Origin of the sequence: Streptomyces sp. NPDC048182, assembly GCF_043202555.1 — a bacterium.
GTDB lineage: Bacteria > Actinomycetota > Actinomycetes > Streptomycetales > Streptomycetaceae > Streptomyces.
On the sequence record NZ_JBIDAQ010000023.1, the window covers coordinates 39,880 to 53,303 of the forward strand.

At 72.3% G+C, this 13,424-nt stretch carries 14 protein-coding genes; 9 read left to right on the forward strand and 5 right to left on the reverse strand.

The genetic code is table 11. The annotated features are described in order from the left end of the window. The first annotated feature begins 136 nt into the window (after positions 1-136). Entirely contained in the window at positions 137-457 is a 321-nt protein-coding gene (locus tag ACGFZL_RS30690) for a metal-sensitive transcriptional regulator (protein WP_393696654.1), read from the forward strand. A 7-nt stretch (positions 458-464) separates the two neighbouring features. On the opposite strand, the gene ACGFZL_RS30695 is transcribed toward ACGFZL_RS30690, so the two are convergent. Together ACGFZL_RS30695 and ACGFZL_RS30700 are read right to left on the reverse strand one after the other, a co-directional pair. Continuing rightward, positions 465-653: a hypothetical protein gene (locus ACGFZL_RS30695; protein WP_355172635.1), complete on the reverse strand. Its 189-nt coding sequence runs from the start codon at positions 651-653 to the stop codon at positions 465-467. Between the two features lie 77 nt (positions 654-730). After that, the gene (locus ACGFZL_RS30700; RefSeq protein WP_393696656.1) at positions 731-1,645 is read right to left on the reverse strand and encodes a hypothetical protein; all 915 of its coding nucleotides are present in this window, start codon (positions 1,643-1,645) and stop codon (positions 731-733) included. Between the two features lie 86 nt (positions 1,646-1,731). Between ACGFZL_RS30700 and ACGFZL_RS30705 the strand changes: the two genes are divergently transcribed. After that, positions 1,732-1,902: a hypothetical protein gene (locus ACGFZL_RS30705; RefSeq protein WP_355172639.1), complete on the forward strand. Its 171-nt coding sequence runs from the start codon at positions 1,732-1,734 to the stop codon at positions 1,900-1,902. Positions 1,903-1,966: 64 nt separating this feature from the next. Beyond that, complete coding sequence (locus ACGFZL_RS30710; RefSeq protein ID WP_393696658.1) at positions 1,967-3,559, forward strand: FAD-binding oxidoreductase; 1,593 nt, start codon at positions 1,967-1,969, stop codon at positions 3,557-3,559. Between the two features lie 41 nt (positions 3,560-3,600). On the opposite strand, the gene ACGFZL_RS30715 is transcribed toward ACGFZL_RS30710, so the two are convergent. Together ACGFZL_RS30715 and ACGFZL_RS30720 are read right to left on the reverse strand one after the other, a co-directional pair. Further along, complete coding sequence (locus tag ACGFZL_RS30715; RefSeq protein ID WP_393696660.1) at positions 3,601-4,314, reverse strand: phosphatase PAP2 family protein; 714 nt, start codon at positions 4,312-4,314, stop codon at positions 3,601-3,603. A gap of 186 nt (positions 4,315-4,500) precedes the next feature. Next, on the reverse strand, positions 4,501-5,520 hold the full coding sequence (locus tag ACGFZL_RS30720) for a bifunctional lytic transglycosylase/C40 family peptidase (protein ID WP_355172644.1): 1,020 nt from the start codon (positions 5,518-5,520) through the stop codon (positions 4,501-4,503). A gap of 241 nt (positions 5,521-5,761) precedes the next feature. On the opposite strand from ACGFZL_RS30720, the gene ACGFZL_RS30725 reads away from it, so the two are divergent. The 6 genes from ACGFZL_RS30725 to ACGFZL_RS30750 all read left to right on the forward strand — a co-directional run bounded on the left by ACGFZL_RS30725 (position 5,762) and on the right by ACGFZL_RS30750 (position 12,759). Further along, positions 5,762-6,070, forward strand: a complete 309-nt coding sequence (locus tag ACGFZL_RS30725) for a hypothetical protein (RefSeq protein ID WP_019526682.1) — start codon at positions 5,762-5,764, stop codon at positions 6,068-6,070. Between the two features lie 93 nt (positions 6,071-6,163). Continuing rightward, complete coding sequence (locus ACGFZL_RS30730; protein ID WP_393696662.1) at positions 6,164-6,952, forward strand: hypothetical protein; 789 nt, start codon at positions 6,164-6,166, stop codon at positions 6,950-6,952. Then, positions 6,942-8,288 carry a hypothetical protein gene (locus ACGFZL_RS30735; RefSeq protein ID WP_393696664.1) on the forward strand — a complete coding sequence of 449 codons (1,347 nt, stop codon included), beginning with the start codon at positions 6,942-6,944 and terminating at the stop codon, positions 8,286-8,288. Before ACGFZL_RS30730 ends, ACGFZL_RS30735 begins: the two co-directional genes overlap by 11 nt. Continuing rightward, positions 8,285-9,844: an SCO6880 family protein gene (locus tag ACGFZL_RS30740; protein ID WP_393696666.1), complete on the forward strand. Its 1,560-nt coding sequence runs from the start codon at positions 8,285-8,287 to the stop codon at positions 9,842-9,844. The genes ACGFZL_RS30735 and ACGFZL_RS30740 overlap by 4 nt, the downstream gene beginning before the upstream one ends. Positions 9,845-9,856: 12 nt before the next feature. Then, positions 9,857-11,269 (forward strand): ATP-binding protein, encoded by a 1,413-nt coding sequence (locus tag ACGFZL_RS30745; RefSeq protein ID WP_393696668.1) that lies wholly within the window; start codon positions 9,857-9,859, stop codon positions 11,267-11,269. Next, positions 11,269-12,759: a type VI secretion protein gene (locus ACGFZL_RS30750; protein WP_393696670.1), complete on the forward strand. Its 1,491-nt coding sequence runs from the start codon at positions 11,269-11,271 to the stop codon at positions 12,757-12,759. Before ACGFZL_RS30745 ends, ACGFZL_RS30750 begins: the two co-directional genes overlap by 1 nt. A gap of 2 nt (positions 12,760-12,761) precedes the next feature. Here the strand turns inward: ACGFZL_RS30750 and ACGFZL_RS30755 are convergent, their stop codons facing one another. After that, positions 12,762-13,313 carry a GNAT family N-acetyltransferase gene (locus ACGFZL_RS30755; RefSeq protein WP_393696672.1) on the reverse strand — a complete coding sequence of 184 codons (552 nt, stop codon included), beginning with the start codon at positions 13,311-13,313 and terminating at the stop codon, positions 12,762-12,764. Positions 13,314-13,424: the final 111 nt, after the last annotated feature.

Consider the following 13,424-nt stretch of genomic DNA (forward strand, 5'->3'; position numbering starts at 1 on the left):
GTGTCGCCCATCGGGCACAGTACTGAGCAGGGGGGCGACGCGGGCCCGTACCGGGGCTCCCAGGCCCGGGAGGATTGAGTAACATATACCTACCAGGGGTATATGTCCGGCTTACCAGTACCAGGAGGGCGACGCCATGACGACCACCGAGGCCGTGAGCAATCACACGGAGGGCGTGCACGGCTACCACAAGCGGAAGGACCAGCACCTCAAGCGCCTGCGCCGCATCGAGGGGCAGATCCGGGGGCTGCAGCGGATGGTCGACGAGGACGTCTACTGCATCGACATACTCACGCAGGTCTCCGCCTCCACCAAGGCCCTGCAGTCCTTCGCCCTCCAGCTCCTCGAGGAGCACCTGCGGCACTGCGTGGCCGACGCGGCGGTCAAGGGCGGCGACGAGATCGACGCCAAGGTGGAGGAGGCGACGAAGGCCATCGCCCGCCTGCTGCGCACCTGAGCCCGGGCTAGCGGTCGTCGCCGGGCGCCGGCTCCTCGCCCACCCGCAGCACCTCGTCGATGCACGCCAGGCTCAGCGGCCCCCGCGCGGCCGAGGCCGCGATGATCAGCTCCCCGCACAGCTCGATCTCGGCGAGGGCCACGTGATCCACGTGGTCCATGACCGCCCCACCGCCGACCGGAGCCACACGCGTCACCTCTCCTCTGCCGGATTCCGCCCCATGCGACTTCCTAGAGTAGGGAGCGGCTACCGACCGCGCATGGCACGGACGGGCTAGTCCTCACCGCCACCGCCACCGCCGCTGTCCCCCTCCCCACCGCCACCCGGCATCGCGTCCGCGCCGTCCGCGATCGTGCCCTCGTAGATGTCGCCGCCGGCCGGGAGCCGCACCCGCACCGCCGTGCCGAAGTCGTACAGCAGCGTCGTCGAGGCCACCGCCACGGTGCCCGCCCGCTGCCCGTTGACGAAGCTGAACCGGTGCCGCAGCTTGCGGACCCGCCCCGCGTCGTCCAGATAGACGTCGAAGGGCACCTCGGCGGTGGCGAACCCCTCGGCCGCCGCGGCCAGCGCCGGCCGGCCCGCGGCGGTGGCCGCCCGCGCCGCGCCTGCCAGGTCGGCGGTGCCCCGGTAGTGCGTGACGGCGGTGCCGGCCACCTCGGTCCGCCCCACGTACGTCGCCGTACGCGTCCCGCGCAGCACCTCGGCCGCGGCGAGCGGGTCGGTCGCGCCGCCGGTGACCAGGTTTCCGTCGGACAGCGAGCCGGTGTCCACCCGCACCCACTTGTCGTCGGGCACCCCGGCGCCCCGGTTCTTCATGAACAGCGCGCCCGGCGCGAGGAGTTCGGTGATCGGCCGGTGCTCGCTCGCGCCCGCCGGGTCCTGCGGCAGCAGCACCTTCAGCCGCCCGCGCCGCGCCCGGAAGTCGTAGACGCCCTGGCCGCGGACGGTCACCCGGGTCCCGCCGCTGGCCATCTCCATCGCGGTACGGGTCTGCGCGCTGCCGGCGCCCACCAGCCGCCCGGCCGCCCCGCGCAGCACCGCCACCGGATCCCCGGCGGGCGCCCCCTGCGCGGCGGCCCCCTGCTCCGCGCACCCGCTCCCCGCCAGGCAGACGCACACCACCGTCCCGGCGACGGCGACCCCGCCGCCCGTCCTGGTCCCCGGCCGCCGCCTCGCCCGCCCGCCCATCGCCACCTGCCCCAGCGCTCACACCCGCTACGGTTCCTCTGCCTGCCCGGTGAACGACGCTCGGGTGGGGCCGGTAACGTGGAGGCGTGGCGCAGCAGGACGGCAGTGAAGCTCCCCCCGACGCCCCGGTACACGACACCACGACGGTCGAGCAGGGCCCCTTCTGCCTCGCCCGCTGCTCCTGCGGCTGGCGCGGCCCGGCCCGCAGGGCCAGGAGCCAGGCCCGTACGGACGCGGCGGGCCACACGTCCGGCTGACCCCGGGAACCCCTGACCGGCCCGGCCCGTCTGTCCCCGTGAACCCACGCGAGGCGGAGGCGACATGGACCGGCGTACGTTCCTCGGCGGCACCACGGCGGCCGTGCTCACCGCGACCGCGACGGCCTGTACCGGCGGCGGCGCCGACCCGGCGCCGGACTCGGCCCCCGGCGCGAACGCCCCCAACGCCACCACGGCGGCCCGCACTTCCCCGGCCACCCCCCGCCTCACCGCCACCGCCGGCTCCGCCCCCGCCTCCTGGAGCGCGCTGGCGAAGTCCCTGGACGGCTCCCTGATCCGCCCCGGCGACGCGACCTGGGGTACGGCCCGCCAGCTCTACAACACCCGCTTCGACACCCTCACCCCGGCCGCCGTCGCCTACGTCGCCCACCCGGCCGACATCCGCACCGCCCTGTCCTACGCCCGCGCCCACAAGGTCCCGGTCGCCATCCGCAACGGCGGCCACTCCTACGGCGGTTGGTCCTCGGGCAACGGCCGCCTGGTCATCGACGTCTCCAGGCTGAACACCGTCCGGGCGAGCGGCGGCGAGGCCGTCGTGGGCGCCGGCGCCAAACTCATCGACGTCTACCGGGCCCTGGCCGCCAAGGGCGTCACCGTCCCGGCCGGCTCCTGCCCCACCGTCGGCATCTCCGGGCTCACCCTCGGCGGCGGCCACGGCGTGGTCTCCCGCGCCTACGGACTGACCTGCGACAGCCTCACCCGCGCCCGCCTCGTCACGGCCGACGGCAAGGAGCTGACCGCCGACGCCCGGGAGAACAAGGACCTGTTCTGGGCGCTGCGCGGCGCGGGCAACGGCAACTTCGGCGTCGTCACCGAGCTGCGCTTCAAGACGCACCCCGCCCCGCAGGCGGTCACCGCCTACCTGAGCTGGCCGTGGGCCAAGGCCGCCGCGGTGCTGCGCGCCTGGCAGGAGTGGGGCCCGGCCCAGCCCGACGAGATCTGGTCCTCCCTGCATCTGGAGACCCACCCCGGCGGCACCCCCCGCCTCTCCGTCGCCGCCTTCTCGCTCGGCACCTACGGCGAGCTGCAGAACGCCCTCGACCGCCTGGCCGGCCGCGCCGGCGCCTCCGCGAGCCACGTCTCGCTGCGCCGCAACGGCTACGAGCAGTCCATGGAGGCGTACGCCGGCTGCGCCTCCTTCGGCGGGGACGCCCGCTGCCATCTGCCGGGGTCCACCCCGGGCCGTTCACCGCACGGCGCCCTCGGCCGGGAGACGTACGCCGCCCGCTCGGACTTCTTCGACCGCTCCCTGTCGGCGGCCGGCCTGCGCACCCTGCTGGCCCAGCTGCGCCCGCTGCGGGGCGGCACCGGCAGCATCGCCTTCACCGCGCTGGGCGGCGCGGTCAACCGGGTCGCGCCGACCGCCACCGCCTTCACCCACCGGCGTTCGCGGATGCTCGCCCAGTACCTCGCCTCCTGGCGCCCCGGCACCGACGGCGCCGCCGCCCGCGCCTGGCTCTCCTCGGCGCACCGCGCGATGCGCCCGCACGCCTCCGGCGCCGCCTACCAGAACTACGCCGACCCGGACCTGACGGACTGGCGCACGGCCTACTACGGCGACGCGGCCCCGCGCCTGGCCCAGCTGAAGCACCAGTACGACCCGGACCGCGTCTTCACCTACGCCCAGTCCCTGTAGCGGGGCTCAGGGGGGGCGGGCGTGGCCGGGCTCATGGCGGCTCAGGCGGCGAGGTCGCGCTCCTCCGCCGCCCCCGCGGTCTCCTGACGCGCCCCCGGGATCAGGGCGTCCCGCCCGGTGTACGCCGCCCGGCCGCGCGCGCTGACCAGCCACCCGGCCCGCGGCGACCGCTCGACGGCTCGGACCAGCGGCGTCAGCAGCGCCATGGCGACCGGCGAAAGGAGCAGCGCGACCGCCGTGCCGAGCGCGAAGCCGCCGACGACGTCCGTCGGATAGTGCACGCCCATGTAGACCCGGCAGAACCCGCCGAGCAGCGCCAGCACGATCCCGGCGACGCCGAACCGCCGGTTGGCCACGAACAGCGCGACGGCCAGCGCCATGACGAGGGTGGCGTGGTCGCTGACGAAGGAGAAGTCGTCCTTGCCGGAGACGAGGACCTCGAGGCCCTGGTGGTCCTTGAAGGGTCTGGGCCGCTCGACGAACCCCCGGATCGGCACGTTCACCAGCACCGCGACGCCGGCCGCCAGCGGCGCCCACAGCAGCGCGGCGACCGTCGGGGCCGCCTCCTCGCCGCCCCGGCGCCGCACGGACCACCAGCACCCGAGGACCAGCAGCACGATCGCCAGCAGCAGCCCGTACTCGCCGGTGAACTCCATCACCCGGTCGACCCAGTGCGGAGCGTCCTTGGCCAGGCCGTTGATGTCGTAGAGCAGCTCGACGTCGGGGTTCGACCCGGATTCGGCGAGTCCAGCCATGGCGCAGCGGCCCCTTCTTCGTCATCTCCGCGGCGCGCGTGGTACGCACACCTATCTCCTGAACAGGAACGCACGAGTCCCGCCGTTCCGTTCCAGGCTCCACCGAAAGATCACGCAGACGTTATCGAAGAGATACGCGTCCACGCAGCTCAGGGCAGGGGTTCACGCTCGGTTCAGCGGCCTGTTTCAGACAGCGGCGGGCAACGCCTTCGCGCCCTCCGCGGTGACCCGGGTCGCCCCGAAGTAGTCCGGGGTGTCGATCGGGTCGAACCGGATGACGGCGCCGGTGCGCGGCGCGTCGATCATGTACCCGCCGCCGACGTAGATCCCCACGTGCCGGATGGTCCGCGAGTCGGTCAGGTTGTCCGAGAAGAACACCAGGTCCCCGGGGAGCAGCTCGTCCCGCGCCGGGTGCGCCCCCGCGTTGTACTGGTCGTTGGCGACCCGCGGCAGCTTCACCCCCACACTCTCGTACGCGGCCTTGGTCAGCCCCGAGCAGTCGAACCGCCCGCCCTGGTCGGCCGTCCCGTTGCCGCCCCACAGATAGGGCGTCCCGAGCTTCTGCTGCGCGTACGCGATCGCCCCGGCCGCCTGCTCGGAGGGGTCGACCCGGCTGACGGGCGCGGCGAAGCTCTCCTCCAGCGAACGGATGATCCGGACGTAGTTCTGCGTCTCGCTGATCCCGGGCACGCCGCCGGCCTTTATCACCCGGTAGGCCCCCGCGTTGTAGGCGGCCAGCATGTTGTTCGTGGTGTCGCCGGGCACGTCCTTGACGTACTTCGCCAGCTCGCAGTCGTACGACGCCGCCGACGGGATCGCGTCCTTCGGGTCCCAGATGTCCCGGTCCCCGTCGCCGTCCCCGTCGATGCCGTGCGCCGCCCAGGTGCCCGGGATGAACTGCGCGATGCCACGCGCGTCGGCGCCGCTGACCACGTCCGGCTTCCAGCCGCTCTCCTGGTACAACTGCGCGGCCAGCAGCGCTGGGTTGATGGCCGGGCACAGGTTCCCCCACTGCGCCACCAGCGGCTGGTACGCGGCCGGCACCGCCCCCTTGGCCAGCTTCCTGACGCCCCCGCCGACCCCGTTCGTCAGGTTCCCGGCGACGACGTACACACCCACGACGAGCAGCATGACGAAGCTCAGGCCGAGCCCGACCGCGACGCCACCGCCCACCCACACCTTCCGCACGGCTCCACCTTCCCCCATCTCCCGGCCGCTGTAACCGCAAGAGGGCACAACGACGCGACAACCCGTCAGGTTCCGGTCCGCCTCATTGCCCGGCGTAACCTCACGTGATACACAGAGTGACCATACGACCCTTTGCACGAAACCCGCCCACACGATGGCGCCAAGTCGACATACGACAGCGCCGTCGTCGGCGACAATGGGGTCTGACCTCTGCGCACCGCAGGGGGCGCGGAACTACCCACTAGGGGCGGTGACTTACATGCTCTTTGCGGCCGACGAGGGAGACATCAACACCATCATCGGGGGGATCGCTCCGGACTGGGGCCCCTTCGGCAGCCTGGGCAACGAGGCCAAGGTCATGATCGAGGTGGTGATGGCCGTCGCCATCCTCCTCTGCCTCGGCATCGCCATCTGGGGCGCCGCCAAACAGCGCATTGGCGCGACCGCGCTGCGCGACACGTTCAGCGCGGAGCAGGGCAAGGGCCTCATCATCGCGGGCCTGACGGGCGTGTTCATCATCGGCTCGCTCGGCACGCTCTTCACCATCGTGTACGGCATGGCCGTCTAGCCTGCTGAGGTTGCGCTCCCTGATGTCCCGTCACCACACACCACTACTGTCGTACGCACACGACAGGCACGACGTCGAGGGGGCGTTGGCGGCATGAGTCTCGGAGACGACCAGACCTCCGGCGGCTACGGCGAAACCCGGACCCGCCTGCCCGACCCCCCCGGCGACCCCCGCCGTCCCCCCCGCTCCTCCTCCCGCAGCCTCATCACGGTGGTCGGCGTCGTCGTCCTCCTCATCGCCGCGATCGCCTTCGCGAACCGGGGCGACGACGAGGACTCCCCCTCCAAACCGACCACGGCCGACAAGCCCAGCTCCACCTCAACATCCCCCACAGGCACCCGCCCGGTCTCCTCCGGCTACGCCCACGACGACCAGGGGGCACAGAGCGCGGCGGCGAACTATGCGGTGGCCCTGGGCTCGGCGGAGATGTTCGACAAGGGCAAGCGGGACGACCTGGTGCAGGGCATCGCAGATTCCGGCGCGGTCAACCGTCTGCAGTCCGGATTCGACGCCGACTACTCGGTGGACTTCCTCAAGAAGATCGGCCTGACCGAGTCGGGTGCGGCTCCCGCAGGGGTCACCTTCGTCAGCCGAACGCTGCCGGCGGGCACCAAGGTCACGTCCTTCACCGACTCCGCCGCCACCGTCGAAGTGTGGTGCAACGGCTTGTTCGGACTCACGGGCGAGAAGTCGACCACCCCCGTGTCGAACAGTTGGTTCACCGTCACCATGACCCTGGCCTGGAACGGCGGGGGCTGGAAGGTCCGAGAGACCAGTCAGAAGGCCGGCCCCACTCCCGTCCCGGGAGACAGCCCCGTGTCGGGATCCGACGAGATGGGCAAGGCGGTCCAGGAGTTCGGAGGCTTCACGTATGCCCGGTAGCCAGCACCGCGCGCTCAAGCTCACCGGCTTGGTGACCGGCCTTCAAGCAGCTGCTGTCCTGGTGGCCACACGTGCCGCCGCAGCTCCCAGCCCGAAGCCGACCAAGGACGACCCCTGCTCCCTCATTGCAGGCCCCGCTAGGAAGTACTGCGAACGCAACGGCTCCAGTGGCGCGCGTGAAGGGCTCAAGGGCGGTGTCACCTCCGACCCCACCAGCGCCCTCGACCCGCTCGGCTCCCTCGCAAGGGGCTGTGCCGACGCCGCCGCCTGGACCATCGGCAAGCTGAGCGACGCCGTGCAGGACACCGCCAAGGTCGACTACACGAACCACCGGTTCCTCCAGCAGTACGCCGTCGTCTTCGCGGCCTCCACCATCCTCACCCTCCTCCTGTGGCTCCTGGCCGTCGCCAAGCGAGCCGTCCGCGGCGTCCCCTTCACCACCGCCGTCGGCGAAGCCGTCGGGTTCCTCTGGCTCACCGTCCTCGCCTCCGCCTTCACCCCCCTGATCCTCTACACCGTCGTCTCCGCCACCGACGGCGTCACCGACGTCCTCGCCAAGGCCACCGGCGACCAGACGGACACCTTCTTCGGCACCTTCTCCGGCGCCCTGACCAAGGGCAACGACATCGGCGGCGGCCCGATCATGCTGGTCGTCGTCTCCATGGTGTCCATCCTCGCCGCCGGCGTCCTCTGGCTGGAACTCGTCATCAGAGCCGCCCTGCTCTACGTCGGCGCCCTCCTCGGCACCGTCGTCTACGCCGGGCTCGTCGACAAGAACCTGTGGGGCCACGTCCGCCGCTGGGCCGGCATCATGATCGCCGTCATCCTGGTCAAACCGGTCATCGTCATCGTCCTCGGCCTGGCCGGCGCCCTCTCCGCCGACGACGGCCCCGACGCCTTCTCCGCCGTCGTCTCGGGCCTCGCGATCATCCTGCTCGCCATCTTCGCCTCCGCGATGATCTACCGCTTCGTCCCCGGCTTCGGCGACGACATCGCCGGCGGCCGCAACAACCGCATCATGCAGGGCGCCGAGAGCAAGGCCGCCGCCGCGATCAGCAGCCCCGCCACCCTCGTCGCCCAGGGCATCAAGACCCACAGCACCCGCCACAACGGCAGCGGCCAGCCGGCCCAGAGCACCGGAGGCTCCGGCGCCCGCCCCGCCAACCCCGCCTCCGGCGGCGTCGCCGCGCACAGCACGCGCGCCTCGAACGGCGGCGGCGGCGGAAATGTCCCCTCCGCCGCACCCGCACCCCGCTCCGGCAGCCCCATCAACAGCCCGCACGCCGGACGCACCCGCAACAGCAGCAACAACAGCACGGGAGGTGAAGGGCGTTGACGACCGAGTCCCACCTGTCCCATCCGGTCACGCCCCGCCGTACGTATCTCATCGGCCGCGCCCGGCCGAACGCGATCGTCGGACGCAACCGCGAGACCGGCGAGATCGCCCTGATCATCGTGGGCGCGTTCCTCGGCATGATGTGCGGACTCCTCGTCCCCGTCCTCTCCCTGCGCATCGTGCTGCTCATGGGCTTCCCCCTGCTCGCCCTCGCCGCGGTCTACGTGCCCTACAAGCACCGCACGTTCTACAAGTGGTTCGAGATCAACCGCAGCTACAAGCGCTCCCTGCGCCGCGGCACCGCCTACCGCTCCACCGCCGCCGAGGCCGGCGTCCGCCTCGACGGCCGCGAGGTCGAGGTCGGCCCGCCGCCCGGCATCGGCCGCATCACCTGGCTCGCCGCGCCCTTCGGCCCCGACGAGATCGCCGTCCTGCTGCACGCCGACCGCAAGACCGTCACCGCCGCCATCGAGATCGAGGGCCCCGGCGTCGGCCTGCGCGACTCCGAGGACCAGGAGGCCCTGGTCGACCGCTTCGGCACCCTGCTCAAGCACGTGGCCAACGGCGACGGCTTCGTCACCCGCATCCAGATGCTCGCCCGCACCCTGCCCGCCGACCCCGACGCGCACGCCAAGGACGTCGCCCAGCGCGGCGACGTCAAGGCGCTCCCCTGGCTCCAGGACTCGTACGACCAGCTCCAGTCCATGGTGTCCACCAGCAGCGAGCAGCACCGCGCCTACCTCGTCGCCTGCATGCACTTCAACCGCGAACTCGCCGCCGAGGCCCAGACCATGGCCCGCGCCGCCCGCCCCCAGGGCGGTCGCAAGGTGGACCGCGACGCCGGACTCGCCGTCGTCATGGCCCGCGAGCTGACCGACATCTGCTCGCGCCTCCAGGAGGCCGACATCCGGGTCCGCCAGCCCCTCGGCCAGGGCCGGCTCGCCTCCCTCATCCACTCCATGTACGACCCGGACCACCCCATCGACCACATCCAGGCGATGACCCGGCGCAACGCCTGGCCGGCCGAGCTGGACGCCATGGAGCCGACCTACCTCCAGGCCAAGACCCGCGAGTCCGCCACCCGCGCCCCCTGGTGCCACGCCACCGCCTGGGTCAAGGAGTGGCCGATGACCCCGGTCGGCGTGAACTTCCTCGCCCCGCTGCTCGTCCACACCCCCGACGTCATCCGCACGGTCGCCGTCACCATGGACCTCGAACCCACCGAGATCGCCATCGAGCGCATGCTCACCGAGAAGACCAACGACGTCGCCGACGCCTCCCGCGCCGCCAAGATGAACCGCACCGTCGACCCCCGCGACATCGCCGCGCACTCCCGCCTCGACCAGCGCGGCGAGGACCTCGCGAGCGGCGCCGCCGGCGTCAACCTGGTCGGCTACATCACCGTCTCCTCCCGCTCCCCGGAGGCGCTGGCCCGCGACAAGCGGACGATAAGGGCCTCGGCCGGAAAGTCGTACCTGAAGCTGGAGTGGTGCGACCGCGAGCACCACCGCGCCTTCGTGAACACACTTCCGTTCGCCACCGGCATCCGAAGGTAGGGGCTGAGCCTGATGCGGGACCCGATGACCGTCCTCACCGACGCCTTCACGTCCTTCCTCTTCGGGAAGGTGGAGACGACCCGCCTCCCCGTCCGCACCTCCACGGGCCAGGCCCAGGCCGTCTACCTGCCCACCGCCGCCCCTGGCCTCGGCGACTCCGGCGTGATCATCGGCCGCGAGGTCTACTCCGGCAAGGGCTACATCTACGACCCCTTCCAGCTCTACGGCCAGCAGCTCCCGGCCCCCCACTGGCTGGTCCTCGGCGAGTCCGGCAACGGCAAGTCGGCGCTGGAGAAGACGTACGTCCTGCGCCAGCTCCGCTTCCGCGACCGCCAGGTCGTCGTCCTGGACGCCCAGGGCGAGGACGGCGTCGGCGAGTGGAACCTCATCGCCGAGGAGCTGGGCATAACCCCCATCCGCCTCGACCCGACCGCCGCCCTGAACCACGGCATCCGCCTCAACCCGCTGGACCCGGCGATCACCACCACCGGCCAGCTCGCGCTGCTGCGCACCATCATCGAGGTCGCCATGGGCCACGGCCTCGACGAGCGCTCCGGCTTCGCCCTGAAGGTCGCGCACGCCTACGTCAACGAGACCATCCTGGAGCGCCAGCCCGTCCTCACCGACATCGTGGAGCAACTGCGCCACCCCGAGCCGGAGTCGGCGGAGTCGATGAACGTCGACATAGACGACGTGCGCGCCTGGGGCCTGGACGTCGCCCTCGTCCTGGACCGGCTGGTCGACGGCGACCTGCGCGGCATGTTCGACGGCCCGACCACCGTCGGCATCGACCTCGACGCGCCGCTCATCGTCTTCGACCTGTCCCACATCGACCGCAACTCCATCGCCATGCCCATCCTGATGGCGATCGTCGGCGTGTGGCTGGAACACACCTGGATCCGCCCCGACCGGAAGAAGCGCATCTTCCTGGTCGAGGAGGCCTGGCACATCATCAACAGCCCCTTCGTGGCCCAGCTGTTCCAGCGGCTGCTGAAGTTCGGCCGCCGGCTCGGCCTGTCCTTCGTGGCGGTGGTGCACCACCTATCCGACGTCGTGGACGGGGCGGCGGCCCGCGAGGCCGCGGCCATCCTCAAGATGGCCTCCACCAGAACCATCTACGCCCAGAAGGCCGACGAGGCCCGCGCCACGGGCCGCGTCCTCGGCCTGCCCCGCTGGGCCGTGGAGATCATCCCCTCCCTCACCCCGGGCATCGCGGTGTGGGACGTCAACGGCAACGTCCAGGTGGTCAAGCACCTCATCACCGAGACCGAACGCCCCCTCGTCTTCACCGACCGCGCGATGACCGAGTCCGCCAGCGACTTCGCCGACGACGCGCTGCGCGCCGCCGAACTGGAGGCGGAGGAACGGGCGGCGGCCTTCGTGGAGCAGCATCTGGGCGACTCGTCCGAATCGACGGTGGCGTGATGGACGAACGGCGTCGGGAGCATCAGGGTGGCATCCCCGACGGCCTGCTCATCGGCCTGCTCGCGTTCCTGCTCGGCATGACCCTGCTGGTGTGGACCGCGACCGGCCTGGCCGGCCTGTTCGCGCACGGCGCCTGGCCGGCCGGCGTCCCCTTCGGCGGCACCCCGCCGGCCATGCGCCACCTCGCCGGCCAGCCCCACGACCTCCCCGGCGCCTGGCCGGACGCCCCCGAGGACGCCCTCTCCGGGTACGGCCTGTTCTGGGGCCTGTTCATCGGCCAGCTGATGGTCCTGGTCGTCCTTGCGGTGTTCGTCGCGGGCACGGTGGCCCGCTGGCGCGCGGTACGGCAGCGACGACGCGCGGAGCGGAACGTGCTGGTGGCCCCGCCGGCGGTGGCCATGGAGCAGCCCGCCCCGGCCCCTGCGGAGGTACGCGAGGAGGTACCGGCCCCGCGCCCAGCCCCCGAGCCCGCTCCGGTCGCCGCGACGGTCGCTCCTTCGGACGTCCCGGCGGCCACCTTCGCGCCGCCCCGCCCCGACCCCGTCACGGGCCCCCTGGACACCCCGCTGGGCACCGTCCACTACGGCCCACCCGACACCCGGCACGCCGCCGCCGTACGCGCCGTACGCGACGCCGAGGGCGCCGCCCTCGTCGTCACCTCCAGCCCGGCCCTCTGGCTGGACACCAAGGACGCCCGCGCCAAACTGGGCCCCGTCCACCTCTACGACCCCGCGCACCGCTGCGACACCCCGGCCCGCCTGCACTGGTCCCCCACCGCGGGCTGCGAGGACAAGCAGACGGCCGTCGCCCGCGCCGCCGCCCTGCTCACGCCGGTCCGACCCACGGCCCGCCTCGACGAGGCCGTCGCCGACACCGCCGAACTCCTGCTGCGCAGCTACCTGCACGCCGCCGCCGTCGACGGCCGCACCGTCCGGCACGTCCACCGCTGGTCCCAGGGCGCCGGCCTCCAGGACGCGGTACGCGTCCTGCGCACCAGCCCCAAGGCCGCGCCCGGCGCCGCCGGCGAACTGGAGGCGGCCCTGACCGCCCACCCCGACCGCCGCGACATGGCCCAGCAGCTCACGACCCACGCGCTGGCCGTCCTCTCCATGGTCAACATCCGCGAGTCCTGCACCCACAACCGGTCAGATGCGCTCGCCCTGGATTCCTTCGTCGACGAACAGGGCACCCTCTACGTGGTGGGTGAATCAATCGAGGATCCCCGGACGAGCCCCGGCGCCATGCCGCTGCTGACGGCGCTCGTCTCACACGTGGTCGAGCACGGCCGGCGCATGGCCGAACGGTCATCCTCCGGTCGGCTCGACCCACCACTCACGCTGGTCCTGGACGACGTCGCCGCCGTCGCCCCGCTCGCCCAGCTCCCCGAACTGCTCGCCACCGGCGCCGACCGGGGCCTGCCGACCCTCGCCCTGCTCCGCTCCCGCGAACAGGGCCGCGCCCGCTGGCCGCACGACGAACTCCCCGTCTGACGTCAGCCGGCCCTCTCCACCACGAACTCCAACTCCGGCACACCGGTGTCCCCCAACGGCACGGTCCGCCCACTGGGCACGAACCCCGCCTTGCGATACGCGCCCTGCGCCCGCCCGTTGTCGACGTGCACGAAGAGCCGCACCCGCGCCAGCCCCTTCCCCCAGGCCCACGTCACCCCGGCGTCGAGCAGCGCCTTGATCAGCCCGCTCCCCCGCCCCTCCGGCCGCACGTACACGCCGACGACGTGCCCTTGGCGCCGCTCGACGGGATGACCCGCCCAGTCCGTCGTTCCGGCCTCCTCCACCAGCACGGTGATGGACCCGAGCCACTCCCCGCCGGGCCCCTCGGCGACGATCTGCTGCGCCGCCTCGGCCCCCTCGGCAGCGCCGGCCGCCCGGTCCCGCCAGAAGGAGTCGGGCCGGGTGACGGCCTGCTCGTAGCTCTCGAAGAAGGCCAGATGCGCGACCGGGTCCTGCAGCGCCAGCAGCCGCAGCTCCTTGACGGCGGGCCATTCGTCGGCGCGTATGGAGCGGACCTGATATTCGTCAACCATGCGGCAACGGTAGTACAACGCAGAAAGGCCCCGCACCATAAACGGTGCGGGGCCTTCCCCTAATGATTGTTCGGCGGCGTCCTACTCTCCCACAGGGTCCCCCCTGCAGTA